Annotated in this window: 17 protein-coding genes; 4 read left to right on the forward strand and 13 right to left on the reverse strand. The window is 66.7% G+C overall.

What is annotated here, in order from left to right; genetic code table 11:
• Positions 1-9 precede the first annotated feature (9 nt).
• From pheT to thrS, 6 genes are all read right to left on the reverse strand, one after another.
• On the reverse strand, positions 10-2391 hold the full coding sequence (gene pheT / locus V3B30_RS09005) for a phenylalanine--tRNA ligase subunit beta (RefSeq protein ID WP_262082773.1): 2382 nt from the start codon (positions 2389-2391) through the stop codon (positions 10-12).
• Between the two features lie 123 nt (positions 2392-2514).
• A complete protein-coding gene (locus V3B30_RS09010) occupies positions 2515-3510 on the reverse strand; it encodes a phenylalanine--tRNA ligase subunit alpha (RefSeq protein WP_005417865.1) in 996 nt (331 codons plus the stop codon).
• A gap of 193 nt (positions 3511-3703) precedes the next feature.
• The gene (rplT, locus tag V3B30_RS09015; RefSeq protein ID WP_005410435.1) at positions 3704-4063 is read right to left on the reverse strand and encodes a 50S ribosomal protein L20; all 360 of its coding nucleotides are present in this window, start codon (positions 4061-4063) and stop codon (positions 3704-3706) included.
• 11 nt (positions 4064-4074) lie between these two features.
• Positions 4075-4272 (reverse strand): 50S ribosomal protein L35, encoded by a 198-nt coding sequence (gene rpmI / locus V3B30_RS09020; protein ID WP_005410436.1) that lies wholly within the window; start codon positions 4270-4272, stop codon positions 4075-4077.
• A 265-nt stretch (positions 4273-4537) separates the two neighbouring features.
• A complete protein-coding gene (gene infC, locus V3B30_RS09025; RefSeq protein ID WP_074725076.1) occupies positions 4538-5065 on the reverse strand; it encodes a translation initiation factor IF-3 in 528 nt (175 codons plus the stop codon).
• 63 nt (positions 5066-5128) lie between these two features.
• On the reverse strand, positions 5129-7030 hold the full coding sequence (thrS, locus tag V3B30_RS09030) for a threonine--tRNA ligase (RefSeq protein WP_100473453.1): 1902 nt from the start codon (positions 7028-7030) through the stop codon (positions 5129-5131).
• Between the two features lie 429 nt (positions 7031-7459).
• Between thrS and V3B30_RS09035 the strand changes: the two genes are divergently transcribed.
• Genes V3B30_RS09035 through V3B30_RS09045 form a run of 3 tightly spaced genes read left to right on the forward strand, consistent with a single transcriptional unit; the run spans position 7460 to position 9589 of the window.
• Positions 7460-7756, forward strand: coding sequence for a hypothetical protein (locus V3B30_RS09035; protein WP_262082774.1), 297 nt, complete (start codon positions 7460-7462; stop codon positions 7754-7756).
• Positions 7756-8019: a hypothetical protein gene (locus tag V3B30_RS09040; RefSeq protein ID WP_100473455.1), complete on the forward strand. Its 264-nt coding sequence runs from the start codon at positions 7756-7758 to the stop codon at positions 8017-8019. Before V3B30_RS09035 ends, V3B30_RS09040 begins: the two co-directional genes overlap by 1 nt.
• A gap of 10 nt (positions 8020-8029) precedes the next feature.
• The gene (locus V3B30_RS09045) at positions 8030-9589 is read left to right on the forward strand and encodes a PepSY-associated TM helix domain-containing protein (RefSeq protein WP_262082775.1); all 1560 of its coding nucleotides are present in this window, start codon (positions 8030-8032) and stop codon (positions 9587-9589) included.
• Positions 9590-9710: 121 nt separating this feature from the next.
• Here V3B30_RS09045 and V3B30_RS09050 read toward each other — a convergent pair whose 3' ends face one another.
• Positions 9711-10901: a glycoside hydrolase family 18 protein gene (locus V3B30_RS09050; protein WP_262082776.1), complete on the reverse strand. Its 1191-nt coding sequence runs from the start codon at positions 10899-10901 to the stop codon at positions 9711-9713.
• Positions 10902-11272: 371 nt separating this feature from the next.
• On the opposite strand from V3B30_RS09050, the gene V3B30_RS09055 reads away from it, so the two are divergent.
• The gene (locus tag V3B30_RS09055; RefSeq protein WP_262082777.1) at positions 11273-12337 is read left to right on the forward strand and encodes a serine hydrolase; all 1065 of its coding nucleotides are present in this window, start codon (positions 11273-11275) and stop codon (positions 12335-12337) included.
• Here the strand turns inward: V3B30_RS09055 and V3B30_RS09060 are convergent.
• The 6 genes from V3B30_RS09060 to infB all read right to left on the reverse strand — a co-directional run bounded on the left by V3B30_RS09060 (position 12306) and on the right by infB (position 20869).
• Positions 12306-13877, reverse strand: coding sequence for a winged helix-turn-helix transcriptional regulator (locus V3B30_RS09060; protein WP_262082778.1), 1572 nt, complete (start codon positions 13875-13877; stop codon positions 12306-12308). The genes V3B30_RS09055 and V3B30_RS09060 overlap by 32 nt on opposite strands.
• A 127-nt stretch (positions 13878-14004) precedes the next feature.
• Complete coding sequence (gene pnp / locus V3B30_RS09065) at positions 14005-16113, reverse strand: polyribonucleotide nucleotidyltransferase (protein ID WP_262082779.1); 2109 nt, start codon at positions 16111-16113, stop codon at positions 14005-14007.
• A gap of 151 nt (positions 16114-16264) precedes the next feature.
• Positions 16265-16525 (reverse strand): 30S ribosomal protein S15, encoded by a 261-nt coding sequence (rpsO, locus tag V3B30_RS09070; protein WP_005410445.1) that lies wholly within the window; start codon positions 16523-16525, stop codon positions 16265-16267.
• A gap of 173 nt (positions 16526-16698) precedes the next feature.
• Complete coding sequence (gene truB, locus V3B30_RS09075) at positions 16699-17607, reverse strand: tRNA pseudouridine(55) synthase TruB (protein WP_262082780.1); 909 nt, start codon at positions 17605-17607, stop codon at positions 16699-16701.
• A gap of 105 nt (positions 17608-17712) precedes the next feature.
• Positions 17713-18096, reverse strand: coding sequence for a 30S ribosome-binding factor RbfA (gene rbfA, locus V3B30_RS09080; protein WP_005410447.1), 384 nt, complete (start codon positions 18094-18096; stop codon positions 17713-17715).
• Positions 18097-18220: 124 nt separating this feature from the next.
• Positions 18221-20869 carry a translation initiation factor IF-2 gene (gene infB / locus V3B30_RS09085; protein ID WP_262082781.1) on the reverse strand — a complete coding sequence of 883 codons (2649 nt, stop codon included), beginning with the start codon at positions 20867-20869 and terminating at the stop codon, positions 18221-18223.
• Positions 20870-20941: the final 72 nt, after the last annotated feature.

The following is a 20941-nucleotide window of genomic DNA, read 5'->3' on the forward strand; positions in this document are numbered from 1 at the left end:
GCTGCCCGCTCAGCCGCGGATCCGGGCGTGGTGTTCACGCTCGATGGCAGTGACCGCCTCGGCCACCACCGCATCCACGTCGCGGTCCGTCAGAGTGCGCGACTTGTCCTGCAAAATCAAGCCCATAGCGAGACTCTTGAATCCCGGCTCGACGCCCTTGCCGACATAGCGGTCGAACAGGTTCAGGTCGCGCAGCAGCGGGCCAGCGGCCTGGCGGACGGTGGCCGCCAGATCGGTCCAGGCCACCTGTTCAGGCACAAGGAACGCCAGGTCGCGGCGCACCGCCGGGAAGCGCGACAGTTCGCCGGCACGCGGCAGGCGGCGGGCGGTCAGCGGCTCCAGGTCCAGCTCGAAGGCATAGACGTCGGCTTCGATCTCCATCGCCTTGGCCAGGCGCGGGTGGACCTGGCCGATCCAGCCGATCGCCACGCCATCGCGGAACACCTCGGCCGAACGCGCCGGGTGGCCGTAGGCGCGGGCGGACGGACGGAACTCCAGCTGCGCGCCACTGGCGGCCGCCAGCGATTCCAGGTCGCCCTTCAGGTCATGGAAATCGACCTTGCGGGCCGGCAGGCCCCACTGCACCGCCTGCGCGTCACCGCAGACCGCAGCGGCCACGCGCGGGGTTTCCAGCGGTGCAGGTTGACCTTCACCGGCCTGCTGGGCGAACACGCGGCCGATCTCGAACAGGCGCACGCGACCCAGCTGGCGGGCAGCGTTACGGCCCAGCGTGGCGACCAGGCCGGGCAGCAACGACGGGCGCATCACGGCCAGTTCGGCCGACAGCGGATTGGCCAGCGGCACCAGGCCGTCGCGCAGCTGCCACTGGGTCAGCAGCGCATCGTCGACGAAAGCGAAATTGACGGTTTCCTGCTGGTCACGGGCAATCAACTGGCGACGCACGCTCAGCGCGTCCAGTTGGGTCTCGCTCGGCATCGCCACCCGCGAGGCGCCGCCCGGCAGCGTGGTCGGGATCTGCTCGTAACCGTGGATGCGGGCCAGCTCTTCGATCAGGTCTTCTTCGATGGCGATGTCGAAGCGGCGGCTTGGCGCGGCCACCTGCCAGCCATCGGCGGTGGCAACCACCTCCATGCCCAGCGCGCGCAGGATGCGCTCGACTTCGGCGTCTTCGATGGTGATGCCGAGCACGCGAGTGATGCGGGCGCGGCGCAGCACGATGGTTGCCGGCTGCGGCAGATCGGCATCACGCACCGCCTCGGTGACCGGCGCCGGGGTACCCCCGGCCAGGTCCAGCACCAGGCGGGTGGCGTACTCGATCGCGGTGCGCGGCAGCGCCGGGTCGACACCACGCTCGAAGCGGTGGCCGGCATCGGTGTGCAGGCCCAGCTTGCGGCCACGGCCCATGATCGCGGCGGGCGCGAAATGCGCAGCCTCCAGGAACACGGCAGTGGTGGCGTCGGTGACGCGGGTATCGAAGCCCCCCATCAGGCCGGCCAGGCCGACCGCGCGATCGGCGTCGGTAACCACCAGGAAGCTGTCGTCCAGCGCGGCATCACGGCCATCCAGCAGCTTGAGGCTTTCACCGGCGCGCGAGCGGCGCACGGCGATGCTGCCCTGCAGGGTGCCGAGGTCGTAGGCATGCATCGGCTGGCCGAGCTCGAGCATCACGTACTGGGTGATGTCGACCAGCAGCGAGACCGGGCGCACGCCACTGCGGCGCAGGCGCTCGGCCATCCACAACGGCGTCTTGGCAGCGGCGTTGACGCCTTCGATGACACGCCCCAGGTAACGCGGCGCTTCGGCGCCGGCGTCGAGCTGGATGCTCAGCTCACGGCTGCCGACCGCCGGGATGGCGTCGGCGGCGAAGTCCAGCACTTCGCTGCGGGTCGCAGCGGCGACGTCGTAGGCGATGCCGCGCAGACTGAAACAATCGGCGCGGTTCGGGGTCAGCTTGATCTCGATGCTGGCGTCCGGCAGGCCCAGATAGTCGACCAGGGCCTGGCCGACGGGGGCGTCATCCGGCAGTTCCAGCAGGCCGGACGCATCGTTGTCCACGCCCAGCTCCTTGGCCGAGCACAGCATGCCGTTGGACTCGACGCCGCGCAGCTTGGCCGGCTTGATCTTCAGCTCGCCGATCTGCGCACCGACCATGGCCAGCGGCGCGACCAGGCCCGGGCGCGCGTTCGGCGCACCGCAGACGATCTGCAGCAGCTCGCCCTGCCCGGCATCGACATTGCACACCTGCAGGCGGTCGGCTTCAGGATGGCGCACCGCTTCGACGATGCGCGCCACGACCACGTGATCGAGGCCCTCGCCCAGCGCGGTCACGTCTTCCACTTCCAGGCCGATGGCGGTCAGCACCGCACTCAGTTCATCGCGCGAAGCGCTGGTCGGGACGTGGCTGCGCAGCCAGTTTTCGGAGAATTTCATGGTGTCACCCTGGTGGGAGGCGTGCCTCCCGTTGCGGTTTTTTTGTGGTCGCCCAGCGCATGCGCAAGGAGGCGTCCATCCAGAAAGGCAGCCGAGCAGGGCTCGGCGCTGCACGGTTGCGGCTTACGCGAACTGCTTCAGGAAGCGCACGTCGTTCTCGAAGAACGCGCGCAGATCGTTGACGCCGTAACGCAGCATCGCGAAGCGCTCCACGCCCATGCCGAAGGCGAAGCCGGTGTAGCGCTCCGGATCGATGCCGACGTTGCGCAGCACGTTGGGATGGACCATGCCGCAGCCGAGCACTTCCAGCCAGCGGGTGCTGCCATCGGGCTGCTGCCAGGCGATGTCCACTTCCGCACCCGGCTCAACGAACGGGAAGTAGCTGGGACGGAAGCGCATCTCGAAATCGCGCTCGAAGAACGCACGCACGAACTCGGCCAGCGTGCCCTTCAGGTCGGCGAAGGTCGAATGCTCGTCCACCAGCAGGCCTTCCACCTGGTGGAACATCGGCGAATGGGTCTGGTCGCTGTCGCTGCGGTACACCTTGCCGGCGGCGATCATGCGCAGCGGCGGCGCGTGGTCGCCCATGTAGCGCACCTGCACGCCCGAGGTGTGCGTGCGCAGCAGGCGGCCGTCGCCGAAGTAGAAGGTGTCGTGCATGGCACGCGCCGGGTGATGTGGCGGGAAATTCAGCGCCTCGAAGTTGTGCCAGTCATCCTCGATCTCCGGCCCTTCAGAGAGCTCGTAGCCCAGCCGGCCGAAGATGCCGGTGATGCGCTCCAGGGTGCGGGTGATCGGGTGCAGGCCGGCGCGGTCGCCATTGCGGCCCGGCAGGGTAATGTCGATGGCTTCGGCGGCCAGGCGCGCATCCAGTGCCGCGTCCTCCAGCAGCGCCTTGCGCTCGCCCAGCGCGCGGGTCAGCGCGTCGCGGGCCTGGTTGATCGCTTCACCGGCGGCCTTGCGCTCGTCGGCCGGCAGAGCGCCGAGCTGCTTGAGCTGCGAGGTGATGCTGCCACTCTTGCCAAGCAGGGCCACGCGCAGCTGCTCCAGCACGTCGGGGCTCTGTGCGGCGGCCACGTCGGCCAGCGCCTGGGTGGTGAGGGATTGGATGTCGCTCATGGGGGGCCGGAACTCCAGTCGATCTGCCATCGCGATGCGCGAAGGGCCGACCCCTGTCGCCACCGCCGTCCCCGCGCTGCCGATGTGGCCTCGCCGGGACCCAAAAAAGAATGGGGAAGGACTTGCGCCCTTCCCCATGCATTGCCTTGACCTGACACCGTTCCGAGTGAACGGTTACGGCATCGGGAAGGACTTATGCCGCCAGCGCGCCCTTGGCCTTTTCGGCCAGCGCGGCAAAACCGGCTGCGTCGTGCACGGCGATGTCAGCCAGGACCTTGCGATCCAGAGTGATGCCGGCCTTCAGCAGGCCGTTCATGAAGCGGCTGTAGCTCAGGCCGTTGATGCGGGCAGCCGCATTGATACGGGTGATCCACAGCGAACGGAAGTTGCGCTTCTTCTGCTTACGGCCGATGTAGGCGTACTGCTGTGCCTTGATGACCGCCTGCTTGGCGACGCGGAAGACCTTGCGACGGGCATTGTAATAGCCCTTGGCGAGATCCAGGATTTTCTTGTGGCGGCGACGCGCCTGTACGCCACGCTTAACTCGTGCCATTTTTCAGTTCCTCAGAGGTAAGGGAGCATGCGGTCCAGACGGCCTGCGTCTTCTGCACGGACATGGCCCGTCTGACGCAGATTACGCTTACGCTTGGTCGCTTTCTTCGTGAGGATGTGGCTACGGTTGGCGTGGCCGCACTTGTACTTGCCCGAGGCGGTCTTGCGGAAACGCTTGGCCGCTGCCCGGTTGGTCTTGATCTTGGGCATTGCAATGTCCTTGATGGGATATGACCCTGGTTTCTGACTGATCTGGCGGCGGCCTGGGCCGCTCTTTCCATCCTGCCATGATCGGCGTACGACCCGTCCTGGGTGGGTCGAGCCGGGCATGATACAGGCAAAACCACCCTGCCACCAGCCCCTGCAACCCTTTACCGGCAGTTCACCGGCATCCTGCAAAAGCAAAGGGACGCCAACGGCGCCCCTTTACCCTGAACCATTCAGCCAGGCGCCCTGAAAGGCGGCCCGTCAGGCCTCAGGTCTTCTTCTTCGGCGCGATCATCATGACCATCTGACGCCCTTCCAGGCGCGGACGGGATTCAATGACGATGTCCTCGCCCAGATCGGTCTCGATCCGGTTGGCCATTTCGCGACCCAGTTCCTGGTGGCTCATTTCACGGCCACGGAAACGGATGTTGACCTTGATCTTGTCACCATCTTCAAGGAACCCGCGCATCTTGCGCAGCTTGATCTGGTAGTCGCCCTCGTCCGTGACCGGACGGAACTTCACTTCCTTGATCTCGACCTGCTTGGTCTTCTTCTTGGCCTCGCTGGCCTTCTTCTGCGCTTCGAACTTGAACTTGCCGAAGTCCATGATCTTGCAGACCGGCGGATCGGCCTGCGGCTGGATTTCGACCAGGTCCAGGCCTTCATCTTCGGCCATGGACAGCGCTTCGTCGCGCGACAACACGCCGATCATTTCACCGTCACTGCCGATCACGCGGACGCGCGGCACACGGATTTCCTGATTCTTGCGGTTCTGTTTGTTGTCAGGGGTGCTGATATTACGTTCTCCCAAGGGTATCGAACCGGTCCGGGTGCCTGTGCCCCCGGACCGGACCTTTGCTTACGCGCCCTCGGCGTGGAGCCGCTCGATGAAGGCCTGCAGGCTCATGCTGCCCAGGTCTTCGCCAGAACGCGTACGCACCGCCACAGCCCCATTTTCCTTCTCGCGGTCACCAATGACCAGCAGGTAGGGCACGCGCTGCAACGTATGCTCGCGGATTTTATAGCCGATCTTCTCGTTACGCAAATCCGAGCTGACGCGGAAGCCTTGCTCCGCAAGGGTTTTGGTCACGCCCGAGACGTAGTCGGCCTGGGCGTCGGTGATGTTGGCCACCACCACCTGGGTCGGCGCCAGCCAGGCCGGGAACTGGCCGGCATGGTGCTCGATCAGGATGCCCAGGAAGCGCTCCATCGAGCCGACGATGGCGCGGTGCAGCATGACCGGGTGCTTCTTCTGGCTGTTCTCGTCCACGTACTCGGCGCCGAGGCGGCCCGGCATCATGAAGTCGACCTGCATGGTGCCCAGCTGCCAGGTACGGCCGATCGCGTCCTTCAGGTGGTACTCGATCTTTGGGCCGTAGAACGCACCCTCGCCCGGCAGCTCCTGCCATTCCACGCCGCAGCTGGACAACGCCGAGCGCAGCGCGCCTTCGGCCTTGTCCCAGGTGGCGTCATCGCCGAGCCGCGATTCCGGACGCAGCGCGATCTTGATCTGGATCTCGTCGAAGCCGAAGTGCTGGTAGACCGCCAGCGCCTGCTGGTGGAACGCGGTCACTTCCGACTCGATCTGGCTCTCGGTGCAGAACACATGGCCGTCGTCCTGGGTGAAACCGCGCACGCGCAGGATGCCGTGCAGTGCGCCGGACGGCTCGTTGCGGTGGCAGGAACCGAACTCACCGTAGCGGATCGGCAGGTCGCGATAGCTGTGCAGGCCCTGGTTGAACACCTGCACATGACCCGGGCAGTTCATCGGCTTGACCGCGTAGGTGCGCTTCTCCGACTCGGTGAAGAACATGTTGTCCTGGTAGTTGTCCCAGTGGCCGGACTTCTTCCACAGGCTCACGTCCAGGATCTGCGGGCAGCGCACTTCGCCGTAGCCGCTGCTGCGGTAGACCTTGCGCATGTACTGCTCGACCACCTGCCACAGTGCCCAGCCCTTGGGGTGCCAGAACACCAGGCCCGGCGCCTCTTCCTGCAGGTGGAACAGGTCCTGCTGCTTGCCGATGCGGCGGTGATCGCGCATTTCAGCTTCTTCGATGCGCTTGATGTACGCCTCGAGCTGCTTCTTGTCAGCCCAGGCGGTGCCGTAGATGCGCTGCAGCTGCTCGTTCTGCGCGTCGCCGCGCCAGTACGCGCCGGAAATGCGGGTCAGCTTGAAGGCCTTCAGGAAGCGCGTGTTCGGCACGTGCGGGCCGCGGCACATGTCCACGTATTCCTGGTGGTAGTACATGCCCATCGCCTGGATGTCGTCGGACATGTCCTCGATCAGGCGCAGCTTGTAGTCCTCGCCACGGGCCTTGAAGATCTCGATCACTTCGGCGCGCGGCGTCACCTTCTTGATGACGTCGTAGTCCTGGGCGATCAGCTCGCCCATGCGCTTCTCGATCGCGGCCATGTCGTCCGGGGTGAACGGGCGCTCGGAGTAGATGTCGTAGTAGAAGCCCTCGGCAATGACCGGGCCGATCACCATCTTCACGTCCGGGTACAGCTGCTTGACGGCGTGGCCGACCAGGTGGGCGCAGGAGTGGCGGATGATCTCCACGCCCTCCTCGTCCTTGGCGGTGATGATGCGCAGGCTGGCATCGTGGTCGATGACGTCGCTGGCATCGACCAGCACGCCATCGACCGAACCGGCGATGGTGGCCTTGGCCAGGCCGGCACCGATTGACTGGGCGACGTCCATGACGCTGACAGGATTTTCGAATTCGCGGCGGCTGCCGTCGGGAAGAGTAATGTTGATCATCGCAGTGGCTTCGTGCGGGGCCCGCCGAGCGGGCTGGAAAGCGTTCCCGGGGCTGCGCCCGGGCAATAAAAAAGCGCCGCGAGGGCGCCTGGAACACAGGGCCTTCGGGGGCAGGTCAACAGTGGGCGGTGGTAGTGCTCATGTCGCACGCTCGGCCGGCGCTGGGCGCGGGCCACCTTGTTCCAGTCGGGGTTCTGCAATGATCTTAAACCAGCCCGGCGGAAAGCCCAAGGACTACCGTACGGTCCGCTGAATGGGCCTCGCTGGCGGGGGGAAATTGCAATGATTACCATGTCGCCGCAGGTCGCCCCGTGCCAGCCTGCCCCGCTTCCCCCAGGACCCCGTGATGCGCCACCCGCTCCGACCGGCTCCCGCCGGCCCCGCCCGTGTCCCGCGTTCGCCGGCCCGCCGTCGCGCCGGCTGCCCGCGATGATCACCGTCGGCCTTTCCACGCTCGGCTTCTGCAGCCTGGGCATGCTGGCGGCGATGTTCTCGGCGCTGGCCTTCTATGCCGCCTCGCCTCACTGTCGCTGGCCGCGCCTGCGCCGCGCCGGCCGCCTTGGCCGCCAGATCGGCCTGGTCGCTGCCGCTGCCTCGCTGTGGCTGTGGATAGCCGAGCTCGGCTTCGCCGCTGGCCTGGTGGCAATGCTGTGCACCTGGATGCTGGCGGCGATGCTGCTGCCGGCGCTGGCCGCCTGGCATCGCCCGGGCACGGAGTCGCCCTGATGTGGCCGCGCGCCTTCGCTGGCATCGTGGCCGGCTTCTTCCTGGCCGCTGCCGCGACCGGACTTGTCACCTGGCTGCCGCCAGGCCCCTGGCAGAACGCGCTGGTGCCCAGCCTGATCACGTTCATCCCGCTGTGGATGCTGGCCGCCCTGTGGTCGTTCAGCTTCCGCAGCGCGCTGCGCGCCTGGGTGGCCCTGGCCGGCAGCGCTGCGGCCGGCTTCGCCGTGCTGATGCTGCTGCGCCTGACCGGCGCGGTGCAATGAGACCCATGCCATGAAGTTCAGTTCGCAGACCCTGCGTACGTTCACCACCCTGCACACCTGGGTCGGCCTGGTCGCCGGCTTCGGCCTGTTCGTGGCCTTCTACGCAGGCGCGTTGACCCTGTTCCATCACGACCTGCCGCTGTGGCAGACCCCAGGCGCAGCCACCGCGTTGCCGGCGGGCCTGGACGACGCGCAGTACCTGCTGGAAGACGTGCTGGCCACGCATCCGGAAGCCCGCCGCCACGTCGGCATGACCTTCCCCGGCGCCGAGCATCCACAGCCACTGGCCTATTGGCAGGCCGATGACGGCAGCTGGCGTTACGCCTGGCCGGGCCAGATCGCCGGCAGCACCTCGCCCCCACAGACCGGGCTGGCCGAGCTGGTCAACGAACTGCATTACAGCCTCGGCCTGCCGGTGGCCGGCATCTACGTGATGGGCATCGTCAGCCTGCTGTATGGCATGGCGCTGCTCAGCGGCCTGGTGATCCATCTACCGAAGCTGTTCGGTGATCTGTTCGCGCTGCGTCCGGGCCGCAACCTGAAGCAGCTGTGGCAGGACGCGCACAACGTGATCGGCGTGCTCAGCCTGCCCTTCCACCTGATGTTCGCGGTCACCGGCGCCCTGCTCTGCCTGGTGTTCGTGCAGATGGCACTGCTCAACCCGCTGATCTACGACGGCAAGGTGCTGCAGGCGGTGCCGACCGCGATGGACACCGCGCCCGTGCGCGACGCCAGTGGCATTCCGGCGCCGCCGGGCAGCCTGCGCGTGCTGCATGCACGTGCGCTTGAAGTTGCCCGCGCCCAGGGCGTGGCCAATTTCGAGCCGGCCTACCTGAAGCTGGCCAATGGCGGCGACGCCAATGCCACCATCGAGATCACCGGCGAATCCACCGGCACGCTCGGCCCGCTTGGTGCCGTAGCACTGGACGTGGCCACCGGCAACCTGCTGGCCTCGCAGCTGCCGGGCCAGCGCGACGCCAACCACGCTACGCTCAGCGCTGCCTACGCGCTGCACTTCGGCGAGTTCGGCAACGGCGTAGTGGTCTGGCTGTACTTCCTGCTCGGTCTCGGCGGTGCCTTCCTGTTCTACTCCGGCAACCTGTTGTGGATCGAGTCGCGGCGCAAGCGCCGCCAGCCGCAGCAGCCGCGTGCCGGGGTGAACATGGCGCGGGCCACGGTCGGCGTGTGCATCGGCCTGTGCGTGGCGATTTCGATCGCGTTCGTCACCGCACTGGTGCTCGAGCGGCTGGCACCGGCGGCGGTCGACCACGGCATCCGCTGGGCCTGCTTCGGCAGCTGGGCAGCCTGTGCGCTGTGGGCTGCACTGCGCCGCCCCGCGCAGGCCGCGCGCGAACTGCTGTGGGCCGCAGCGATCAGCACCGCGCTGGTGCCGATCCTGCACGGTGCGCTCAGTGGCGACTGGCTGTGGCGCGCGGCCGCGCACGGCCACTGGCCGCTGTTCTGGGTCGATGCCATCGCACTGGCCATGGCCTTCGGCTTCGCCCGCCTGGCCGTGGCCAGCCAACGCCGCGCCCGCAACGGCGATCCCAACAGCGTCTGGGCCAATTGAGCCTTTGCCGGTCATGCCCGGGCGCTGCCGCTACCCGCACCGGCCCGGTGGAGCCGAGCCTGCGTGATTGCCGCTCGCGCCAAGCGCAGTCGGAGCAAGCTCGACACTGCGAAGGACGGACTCAATCGCCGATGCGCGCTTTCTGCCAAGGGCCGAGCATGGCGTTGAGCAGACTGGCCTGCTCGTCGTCGCCGGTCAGCTCCCACATGAACACCCCGGCAAGGCCCTGCTCGCGGGCGAACTGCGCACGCAGCCCGATCGAGCGTGGGTCTTCATAGCTGATGAAAACCTTCTGCCCGGCGTTGTACAGCCACGGGCTCTGCGCCTGCGGCTGCCAGTGCTTCGTCCACCCCGGCTGATCGAGATAGCGCGCCTTGATGACCCGCCAGTCGCCTGCGTCAGCCGGTGCGCTGTAGGCCTGGTACAGGCCGTCCGGTCCATCGCCGGTGACCTTGAAGCCGCGACCGTAGAACGGCACGCCCAGGACCAGCTTGTCGGCCGGCACACCGTGCTCGCGGTAGTACTGCACTGCGCCGGCTACGTTGTTCCAGCGCCGTAGTTCCGGCGCCAACGGATCTGTCGGCACTTCATGCAAGGGGGCGTTGAAGGTCGACACCGCCGAGAAGCCGGTACCCATGTCGTAGCTCATCAGGTTGATGAAATCGAACACTTTGGCCAGCGCCGGCAGGTCGTAGCTCGCTGCCGGATCGTAGGGACCATCGGTCTGCAGGCGACCGGCGGCCAACGCGGCAGTCAGCAGCTTCGGCTGCCCCACCTTGCGACCGCGCGCATCGAGTGCCTGGCGGAATGCCTGCGTGAGCCGGGTCAGGTTGGCGCGGTCCTGCGGGCGGTGCGCCAGCTCCTTCGGCCCGCCACTGACCGGGAACTCCCAGTCGATGTCCACGCCGTCGAAGCTGCCGGCATGACGATCGAAGAACAGCGCCATGCAGGAGTCGACCAGGCGCTTGCGGCTGGCCTCGGTCAATGCCGCATCGGAGAACCCGCCTGCACCCCAGCCACCAATGGAGATCAGCGTGCGCAGATGCGGGTGCGCCTTCTTGAGCTCAGCCAGCGCGGCGAAGTTCTTCGGCGCTTCCGCCCCGACCGTGCATCGCCCGTCCTCGATGGTGGAGAACGCATAGAACAGATGCGTGAGGCGCTCGGCCGGAATGTTCGATACCGGATAGCGCTCGGCCGAGCCACCCGGGTAGTAGGCACCGAAGATCGGCGGCTGCGCCGGCGCGGTATGCGCGGCAATGGGCAAGGCACCGGCAATCAGCACGGCAAGGACGGCCACTGTCTGGCGGAACATGGAATCTCCCGGTTCGAAGGCGCAGCCACGTTAGCAAACCGATGTGCCTGCGGTACGGATGTCGCGGCATGTCGTCCAGCGGACAGGCTTATCCCGCCGGGTGACGACAACTCGGCAGACATGCAACGACCCTCATGCACTGCAGCAGGACACGCGCCGACGCTGCATCCACGGGCTCGCGCCTCGGCCAAGGCAGCTGTGGATCTTCAACCGTGCATGGACGTGGGCACCGACCATGACAACATCGAAGACGGCGACCTGCAGCAGGCGGCGGCACTGTCGCACAAGGCCTTCAGAATTCTTCAGGCCGTTTTCCAGCACTTCAGCCGGGTCGCTGGCTCAATCGGCCTCCCTTTCGATGGAGTCCGCCGATGCGTTCGATCCTGCCCGTCCTCACCCTGCTCTGCGCCATGGGTGCCCAGCCCTTCACCACGCGCGCCGCGCCTCCGGATCCGGCACGCCTGCTGATGCTGCAGCAGGCCATTGCGCACGATGAACTCAAGCAGATCCGCAGCGTGCTGCTGCAGGTCGACGGCAAGGTGGTCTACGAGGGTTACTTCAACGGTGCCGATGCACAGACCCTGCACGACGTGCGTTCGGTCAGCAAGGGCGTGACTGCACTGCTGGTGGGTGCCGCCATCGGCCAGGGACGCTTGCCCGGCGTACAGGCCCGGGTGTACGACTACTTCCCGGCCTTCACCGCGCAGCACGCGATCGACCCGCGCCTGCGCGCCACCACCCTGCAGGATTTGCTGACCATGAGCAGCCTGTGGGAGTGCGATGACGAAAACCCGTTCTCGGCCGGCCACGAAGAGCGCATGTACGTCACCGAGAAGTGGCTGGACTTCGCGCTGTCGTTGCCGGTGAAGGGCTTTGCGCCGTGGATGCAGCGGCCGCAGGACAGCCCGCATGGCCGCGCGTTCGCCTACTGCACCGCCAATCCGTTCGTGCTTGGGGCCGTGCTTGAACAGGCCAGCGGCCGCCCCCTGGCGGACTATGCCACGCACGTGCTGGAGCAGCCGCTGGGCATCACCCACAGCCAGTGGAACCGCTCACCGGACGGCATCGGCATGGGCGGCGGTGGCACTCGCTACCGCACACGCGACCTGGCGCGGTTCGGCCAGCTGGTACTCAACGGTGGCCGCTGGCAGGGGCGCCAGCTCGTGCCGAAGGACTACATCGAGGCGATGGTGCAGGCGCAGGCCACCACGCCCGATGGCAGCAACTACGGATACCAGTGGTGGGGCCTGAAGCTCGATGTGCAGGGTTCGCCCCGCACCGTGTGGGCGATGTCCGGCAATGGCGGAAACTATGTGTTCGTGCTTCCCGATCGGCGCGTGGTGGCGGTGGTCACCAGCCAGGCCTTCAACCGCTCCTTCGCCCATCCGCAGTCGCGGCGCATCCTCACCGAGTTCCTGCTGCCGGCGCTGCGCTGAGGGTGGCGAGATCATCCGGGCGCCACGCGGCGGCCAGCACCTGCGCACGCTGCCGGGCGATGTCGGCATCGATGCGCTCCAGCAGCGCCGGCCAGCCCGGGGCGCCATGCAGGGGCACGAACAGTGGCGTGGCGCGCAGCCACGCCACGTCGCGGAAGCCGTCGTCGACGGCCTGCTGCAATGCCGTGACGGCCTCGTCTTCGCGTCCGCTGGCCTGCAACAGCAGTGCCCGCTCCACAGCTGTGTCGGACCAGCCATCGCTACCGCTTTCGCTGGTGTTGAGCCGCTGCAGCCGCTGCCTGATCCACCCGGCCTGCACCGGCTGCGCGCCGTACAGGGCGGCCAGCGTCTGGCCCAGTGATTGCTGGGGCCGCAACTGGCGACCACGTTCGAACGCCTCAGCTGCCGTCGCAGGATCACCAGCCAGCAGCGCCAACTCCCCCTTCAACCGCAGCAGCTGCGGATGCGGCGTGCCGCGCGCCAGCGCTTCGTCCAGTGCCTGCCTGGCCTGATGCGGCGCGCCGGCCAGATACAGGCTGCGTGGCCAGGCGATATTGGAGAAGAGGTTGTCCGGGTAGAGCTGGAAGTTGCGCGCGTGGCGTTGCGCCGCCGCCCGGGTGAAGCCCAGCAGTTCCAGCTCGCGCGCTACCTGCACGTCACGGAAGCGCACGCGCTCGGGCGCTTTCAGTGACAGGTTCTCGCGCAGCGCCAAGGCCAGCTCGCCGCGCTCCTGCCGCAGGTAGGCCAGCGATGCACGGCTGCGTTCGTCGCCAGGTTCCAGCGCCAGGGCACGCGCGTAACCGGCCATGGCCTGCCGCATGTTGCCGAGGCAATCCTGCGCATAGCCCCACAGGGCCTGCGCAGCGGCATCGCGCGGCGCTCGCCTGCGCTCCTCGCCGGCCAGCGCCAGCGCCTCTTTCATCTGTTCCGGCGTGCCGTTGAACAGGCAGCCCTGCGCCGCCAACGCACGTGACAGGCCACGCCGCGCCAGCGCGGACTCCGGATCGGCCTGCAGTGCCTGCCGGTAGAGGCTGATGGCCCGCTCGTTGTTGCTGGCCTGGCCGATGCCAGCGTAGTAATCGGCACGCTGCAGCAGCGTCTGCGCCGCGCCGGGCGCTGCCGGCCGTGACCACCACCACGCCAGCATTGCGGCGATGCCCAGCACTGCAACGACCGCCAGGCCCCACCCCGCCCCGCGGCCCCACCAGGACCGGGGAGGCAGTGCGGTGATCTGCACCGGCTGCACGCACAGCTGATAGCCGCGCCCACGTACTGAACGGATGTAGCGCGGCCGACGGCTGTCATCGCCCAGCGCCTGGCGCAGAAGTTTGACCCGTTGACTGACCGCATCTTCGCCCACCACCGCCGGTGCCCAGACCTGCGCGGCCAGCGTGTCGAAATCCACCACATCGGTGCCGTGTGCCAGCAGCACGTCGAACAGCGTCCAGCTCAGGCCGGCAACGGGCAGATCTTCACCTGCCCGGCTGACCCGCTGCGCCGGGCGATCGATGTCCAGGTCCAGCAGGCGAAGGGTGTCCATGGGCGAAGCATACCTGCGCGGCGGTGCCGGATCGCAGGCAAAGAAAAAGCGGGCCGAAGCCCGCTTTTTCATTTACGAAAGCGTGAGGACCAACGGTCCTCACCCACCGCACAATCAGCAGTACCGATTATTCGGCGCTGGCGCCTTCGCCTTCTTCCACGGCCTTCATCGACAGGCGGATGCGGCCCTGCTTGTCGACTTCCAGCACCTTGACCTTGACCACATCGCCTTCCTTCAGCTTGTCGCCGACCTTCTCGACGCGCTCGCTGGAGATCTGCGACACGTGGACCAGGCCGTCCTTGCCCGGCAGGATGGTGACGAACGCACCGAAGTCCATGATCTTGGCAACCTTGCCTTCGTAGATGCGGCCCGGCTCGACGTCCGAAGTGATCTGCTCGATGCGGGCCTTGGCGGCCTGGGCAGCGATCGCGTTGACCGAAGCGATGACGATGGTGCCGTCATCCTGGATGTCGATCTGGGTGCCGGTTTCCTTGGTGATGGCCTGGATGGTCGAACCACCCTTGCCGATCACTTCGCGGATCTTGTCCGGGTGGATCTTGATGGTCAGCAGGCGCGGCGCGTAGTCCGACAGCTCTTCACGCGGAGCGGTCAGGCCATGGGCCATTTCACCCAGGATGTGCAGACGGCCAGCCTTGGCCTGCTGCAGAGCCTGCTTCATGATTTCTTCGGTGATGCCTTCGATCTTGATGTCCATCTGCAGGGCGGAGATGCCCTCAGCGGTACCGGCCACCTTGAAGTCCATGTCGCCCAGGTGATCTTCGTCACCCAGGATGTCGGACAGGACGACGAAGCGCTCGCCCTCCTTGACCAGACCCATGGCGATACCGGCAACCGGCGCCTTCACCGGCACACCGGCGTCCATCAGGGCCAGCGACGAACCGCAGACCGACGCCATCGACGAGGAACCGTTCGACTCGGTGATTTCCGAGACAACGCGGATGGTGTACGGGAAGGTTTCCAGCGACGGCATGACAGCCAGTACACCGCGCTTGGCCAGGCGGCCGTGGCCGATTTCGCGGCGCTTCGGGCCCATCATGCGGCCGCACTCACCCACCGAGAACGGAGGGAAGTTGTAGTGGAACAGGAAGTTTTCCTTGTACTCACCGGCAACGGCATCGATGACCTGGCCATCACGGGCGGTGCCCAGGGTGATGGTCACGATGGCCTGGGTTTCACCGCGGGTGAACAGCGAGGAACCGTGGGTACGCGGCAGCACGCCGGTCTTCACGGCGATCGGGCGGACGGTGTCCAGCGCACGGCCGTCGATGCGGACCTTGGTGTCCAGCACGGAGTCACGCATGGTGCGGTATTCCAGCTCGCCGAATTCCTTCGACAGCTCGGCAGGGTTCCAGCCTTCGGCGGCCACGCGGCCGGCCAGGGCTTCGAACACGTCCTTCTTGATCGCCGAGATGGCGTCACGGCGCTGCAGCTTGTCACGCACCTGGAAGGCTTCGCCCAGGCGCGGGCCGATGGCTTCCTTCAGGGCGGAGATCAGCGCGTCGTTCTTGGCCGGGGCTTCCCAGGTCGACGGCTTGGTGCCGGCTTCGACGGTCAGCTCGTTGATCGCGTTGATGACCTTCTGCATTTCGCGGTGACCGAAGGTCACGGCGCCCAGCATCACTTCTTCGGACAGCAGCGCGGCTTCGGATTCAACCATCAGCACGGCGTTGGAGGTACCGGCGACGACCAGCTCCAGCTGCGAGTCAGCCAGTTCGCTGACGGTCGGGTTCAGGATGTACTCGCCGTTCTTGTAACCGACCTTGGCCGCGCCGATCGGACCCATGAACGGGGTGCCAGCCAGGGCCAGGGCAGCCGAAGCACCGATCAGGGCCGGGATGTCACCGTCCACGTCCGGGTTCAGCGACATCACCGTGGCGATGATCTGCACTTCGTTCTTGTAGTCTTCCGGGAACAGCGGGCGGATCGGACGGTCGATCAGACGCGAGATCAGGGTTTCCTTCTCGGTGGCACGGCCTTCGCGCTTGAAGAAACCACCCGGGATGCGGCCGCCGGCGTAGAACTTTTCCTGATAATCGACGGTCAGCGGGAAGAAGTCCTGCCCTTCGCGCGCGCTCTTGGCGGCGACGGCGGTGACCAGCAGTACGGTGTCGTCCATCTTGACGATGACGGCGCCGCTGGCCTGACGGGCGACTTCGCCGGTCTCAAGCGTGACGGTGTGCTTGCCGTACTGGAAGGTTTTGGTGATTTTTGCCACGGAGGGTGTCCTTGGGGATGCTGTCTGCGAATTTGGACCGTCGGCGACCCTTGCCGCCAGCGGGTGGCCGGATCGTTCCGGCCTGAATCGGGGATTGCGGTACTACAAAACAAAACCGCGGCGCATCGCTGCGCCGCGGGGGATTCGTTGCTTAGCGACGCAGGCCAAGCTTCTCGATCAGGGCCTTGTAACGCTCGACGTCCTTCTTCTTCAGGTAGTCGAGCAGGCTGCGACGGCGGTTGACCATCTGCAGCAGGCCGCGGCGGCTGTGGTGGTCCTTCTTGTGGGTCTTGAAGTGGCCGGTCAGCAGTTCGATGCGGGCGGTCAGCAGTGCAACCTGGACTTCCGGGGAGCCGGTGTCAGCCGAGCTGCGCTTGTTGTCTTCAATGACCTTCTGGGTGTCGATCGACATTTCTTTTTTCTCTGTGATGCGTGGCCGGCAGGAACGCGCTTCGCGCACCGCCAGGCTCGCCGTGGACTACGAGGATGAAACCTGCGCGAGGCAGGTTGCCGGAAAACGGCCGCGAAATTGTAACGGTCGGGGGCTCCCGGGACAAGGACCGGGGCTGAACCGGCAGGCCCAGGTCAGAGGTTGAAACGGCGCTGCGGGGCCAGCAGGCCACTCTCGTCGACCTGGCCGAGACCCTGGACAGCATCGTCCGGACCGAACACGGCCACCAGGCCCCGCGGCCAGGACAGGTCGCGCTGGCGCTGGCCGACGCAGAACCGATGGACCTGGTCGGCGTCCAGGTCGACCCGCGGGTATTCAGCCAGGCCGGCCGCCAGCGGCAGCAGCAACGCATCCATGCCGGCCTCGTCACCGGCCTCGACCATCGCCCGCAGCTGCTCCAGCGTGACCATGGCAGGCTCGCGGAACGGCTCGACCCAGAGCCGGCGCAGCGCGCTGATGTGGGCGCCACAGCCCAGGCTTTCGCCGAGGTCGCGGGCCAGGCTGCGGATATAGGTGCCGGAACCACAGGTCACGCGCAGCCGCAGCCGTTCCGGCTGCTGCTCCAGCACCTCGATGGCGTGCACCTGCACCTCGCGTTCGGGCGCTTCGATGACGTCACCGCGGCGGGCCTTCACATACAGCGGTTCACCGCCCTGCTTCAGCGCCGAATAGATAGGGGCACGCTGGCGGATGCGGCCGGTCAGCGGCGCCAGCGCAGCCTGCAGGGCCTCGGCACTGATCGCCGGCACCGGGCGCTGCAGCAGCACCTGGCCTTCGGCATCGTCGGTATCGGTGGTCTGGCCGAGCACGATCTCGGCGTCGTAGGCCTTGGCCGAACCCAGCAGCAGGCCGGCGATCTTGGTCGCCTCGCCGAAACACAGCGGCAGCAGGCCGGTGGCCAGCGGGTCGAGGCTGCCGGTATGGCCCCCCTTCTCGGCGCGGAACAGGCGGCGCGCCACCTGCAGGGCAGCGTTGGAGCTCATGCCGGTCGACTTGTCGAGCAGCAGGATGCCATCCAGGCGGCGGAACTGAATTCGGGTCATGACAGGAGTGTGTAGAGCCGGGCCATGCTCGGCTGCCGCACCGCGGCCCGCAGGGGCTTCGCGTTGCCGGAATGGAAAGACGCCGGGCATCGGCCCGGCGCTAGCTTATTCTTCGTCGCTCTCGCGACGCTTCTCGGCGGCCAGCGTATCGGGCAGGTCGCGCAGGATGTTGTCGATGTGCTCACCACGGTCGACCGAGTCGTCGTAGTGGAAATGCAGCTCCGGCACGTGGCGCAGCTTCATCGCACGGGCCAGGTCCATGCGCAGGCGATAGCCCAGTTCCTTCAGGCCTGCCACGGCTTCAGCCGAACGTTCCGGCATCAGCGCGGTGACGAACACCTTGGCATGGGCCATGTCGCGGGTGATTTCCACGTCGGACACGCTCACCGAGGGCAACCCGTGCTCGCGCACGGCGTTGTGCACCAGGGTACCGAGTTCACGGCGCAGCTGGGCGGAGACACGGTCGGTTCGATGGAAAGTCTTGGGCACGCGGTCGGGCTCTTGATTTGAATGTGACCCGACCAGGGTCGGGCCCTACCAGGAGGAGCGGCCCGACCAAGGTCGGGCCCCACCAGGGGGCGGACCGACCCGTGAGGGCCGGCCCAGTACAGCATTACAGGGTGCGCGGCACTTCGATACGCTCGAAGCACTCGATCTGGTCACCCGGCTTGACGTCGTTGTAGGCCTTCACCGCGATACCGCATTCGGTACCGTTGCGGACTTCCTCGACGTTCTCCTTGAAGCGACGCAGCGATTCCAGCTCGCCCTCGAAGATCACCACGCTGTCGCGCAGCACGCGGATCGGCTTGTTGCGCTTGACCACGCCCTCGATGACCATCGAGCCGGCGACGGCGCCCAGCTTGGAGCTGCGGAAGACGTCGCGGACCTCGGCGATACCGATGATCTCTTCGCGGATCTCCACGCCCAGCAGACCGGAGGCCACCTGCTTCACCTGATCGATCACGTCATAGATGATCGAGAAGTAACGCAGGTCGACGCCGTTGGATTCGATGATGCGACGGGCCGAAGCGTCCGCACGCACGTTGAAGCCGATGACGGTGGCCTTCGAAGCGGCGGCCGAGTTGGCATCCGATTCGGTGATGCCACCCACGCCGGAGTGGATCACGTTGATGCGGATGTCTTCGTTGGACAGCGCGACCAGTGCCTGGCTCAGCGCCTGCACCGAACCCTGCACGTCGGCCTTGATGACCAGGTTGAGGACCTGCTGGCCCTCGCCCTTGCCCAGGGTCGCCATGATGTCTTCCATGCGGCTGCCAGCGGTGGCGACCAGGCGCGATTCACGACGTTTGGTCTCGCGCTGCTGGGCAACGTCCTTGGCCAGGCGCTCGTCCTCGACCACCACGAAGTCGTCACCGGCTTCCGGCACGCCGGACAGGCCCAGGACCTGCACCGGGATGGACGGACCGGCGAACTCCGGCTGCTTGCCGGTCTCGTCGAACAGCGCACGCACGCGGCCGTACTGGATGCCGCACACCAGGTAATCGCCCTTCTTCAGGCGGCCCTGCTGCACCAGCACGGTAGCAACCGGGCCACGACCCTTGTCCAGCGACGATTCGATCACCACGCCCGAGGCGCGGCCTTCATCGACGGCCTTCAGTTCCAGCAGTTCGGCCTGGATCGAGATGGCGTCCAGCAGGTCGTCGATGCCCAGGCCGGTCTTGGCCGAGATCTCCACCATCTGGGTGTCACCACCGAAGTCTTCAGACACGACCTGTTCGGACAGCAGCTCGTTCTTGACCCGCATCGGGTCGGCGTCGGACTTGTCGATCTTGTTGATCGCCACGATCAGCGGCACACCCGCCGAACGGGCGTGCTGGATCGCTTCCTTGGTCTGCGGCATGACGCCGTCATCGGCGGCCACGACCAGCACCACGATGTCGGTCAGCTTGGCACCACGCGCACGCATCGAGGTGAAGGCAGCATGGCCTGGGGTATCCAGGAAGCTGATCACGCCCTTCGGCGTATCCACGTGGTAGGCACCGATGTGCTGGGTGATGCCGCCGGCTTCGCCGGTGGCGACCTTGGTGCGGCGGATGTAATCCAGCAGCGAGGTCTTGCCGTGGTCGACGTGACCCATGATGGTGACCACCGGCGGACGCTGGGTGGCTTCGCCCTGGTTTTCACCGGTCGAGGCCAGCAGCGCGTCTTCGGCGTCGTTGTCGTTGGCGCGGATCGCCTTGTGGCCAAGTTCCTCGGTCACCAGCGCGGCGGTGTCATGGTCGATGGACTGGGTGATGGTGGCCATCACGCCCATCTTGAACAGCGCCTTGACCACCTCGCCGCCCTTCAGCGCGAGCTTCTGCGCCAGGTCGGCCACGGTGATCGTGTCGCCGATCGCCACTTCACGCACCACCGGTGCCGTCGGACGCTCGAAGGCGTGCGGACCGGCGTTGCTACCACCACGCGACATGTCACGACGGCCGCCGGACTGGTTGCGGCCACCCGGGCGCCCACGGGAATTGCTGTTGTTGCTGTTGCCGCGACGCGCACGGTCGGCAGCCGACAGGTGCATCTGGCCGGCAAAGCGATCGCCGGGACCACGCTCATTGCGCGGCGCACTGCGGTTGTTGCGGTCGTCGTTGCGCGGCGGTGCCGGCTGTGCACCACGCGGCGCGGCCGGGGCGGCAGCCGGGGTACGCGGCGGGCGCGGCGCGGTTTCGTCAATGGGAGCGCGCCTGGGCTTGCTGGCAGCCAGCGCCTCGGCGGCCTTGGCGGCAGCCGCAGCTTCCTCGGCAGCCTTCTTCTCGGCCTCGGCGCGTTCCTTGGCGGCAATTTCCTCCTCACGGGCACGGACGATGGCTTCGTCGCGCAGACGATCCTTCTCGGCCAGGGCCTGCTGTTCGGCGAGGTTGCGGGCGCGCGACTCTTCCAGCTTGCGCAGGATGTCGGCGCGCTCTTCGTCCGGGGTCATGGCGCGAGCACCATCCTTGACGTAGGTACGCTTCTGGCGCACCTCGACATTCACGGTCGTCTTGCTGCGACCGGAATTGACCGTCACTTCCTGCTGCTTCCGGCGGTTGAGCGTGATCTTCTTTGCAGACTGATCGGACTCTTCCGGGGCCTGCTCGGGCTTGCCGTGCGAACGACGAAGGAAGCCCAGGAGCTTAACCTTCTCGGAGCTGGTCACGACCTGGTCGGGACCGCTGAACTTCATGCCGGCACCGGCCAGCTGTTCCAGCAGTTTTTCGACCGGCGTGTTGACCAGTTCGGCAAGCTTGCGGATGGTGGTTTGCTGCGACATTCGGATCCTATGATCTTGTGGGCGCCCCCCCGCATCTGGAGGTGGCGCGGATTCTACGCCCTGAGCGGCTCA

Origin of the sequence: Stenotrophomonas sp. SMYL41, from assembly GCF_036319965.1 — a bacterium.
GTDB classification, from domain to species: Bacteria; Pseudomonadota; Gammaproteobacteria; order Xanthomonadales; family Xanthomonadaceae; genus Stenotrophomonas; species Stenotrophomonas maltophilia_R.

Bases quoted from the DNA above. Each gene is read 5' to 3' on its own strand.
- pheT (WP_262082773.1), bottom strand. From the start codon at position 2,391: ATGAAATTCTCCGAAAACTGGCTGCGCAGCCACGTCCCGACCAGCGCT.
- V3B30_RS09010 (WP_005417865.1), bottom strand. From the start codon at position 3,510: ATGAGCGACATCCAATCCCTCACCACCCAGGCGCTGGCCGACGTGGCC.
- rplT (WP_005410435.1), bottom strand. From the start codon at position 4,063: ATGGCACGAGTTAAGCGTGGCGTACAGGCGCGTCGCCGCCACAAGAAA.
- rpmI (WP_005410436.1), bottom strand. From the start codon at position 4,272: ATGCCCAAGATCAAGACCAACCGGGCAGCGGCCAAGCGTTTCCGCAAG.
- thrS (WP_100473453.1), bottom strand. From the start codon at position 7,030: ATGATCAACATTACTCTTCCCGACGGCAGCCGCCGCGAATTCGAAAAT.
- V3B30_RS09035 (WP_262082774.1), top strand. From the start codon at position 7,460: ATGATCACCGTCGGCCTTTCCACGCTCGGCTTCTGCAGCCTGGGCATG.
- V3B30_RS09040 (WP_100473455.1), top strand. From the start codon at position 7,756: ATGTGGCCGCGCGCCTTCGCTGGCATCGTGGCCGGCTTCTTCCTGGCC.
- V3B30_RS09045 (WP_262082775.1), top strand. From the start codon at position 8,030: ATGAAGTTCAGTTCGCAGACCCTGCGTACGTTCACCACCCTGCACACC.
- V3B30_RS09050 (WP_262082776.1), bottom strand. From the start codon at position 10,901: ATGTTCCGCCAGACAGTGGCCGTCCTTGCCGTGCTGATTGCCGGTGCC.
- V3B30_RS09055 (WP_262082777.1), top strand. From the start codon at position 11,273: ATGCGTTCGATCCTGCCCGTCCTCACCCTGCTCTGCGCCATGGGTGCC.
- V3B30_RS09060 (WP_262082778.1), bottom strand. From the start codon at position 13,877: ATGGACACCCTTCGCCTGCTGGACCTGGACATCGATCGCCCGGCGCAG.
- rpsO (WP_005410445.1), bottom strand. From the start codon at position 16,525: ATGTCGATCGACACCCAGAAGGTCATTGAAGACAACAAGCGCAGCTCG.
- truB (WP_262082780.1), bottom strand. From the start codon at position 17,607: ATGACCCGAATTCAGTTCCGCCGCCTGGATGGCATCCTGCTGCTCGAC.
- infB (WP_262082781.1), bottom strand. From the start codon at position 20,869: ATGTCGCAGCAAACCACCATCCGCAAGCTTGCCGAACTGGTCAACACG.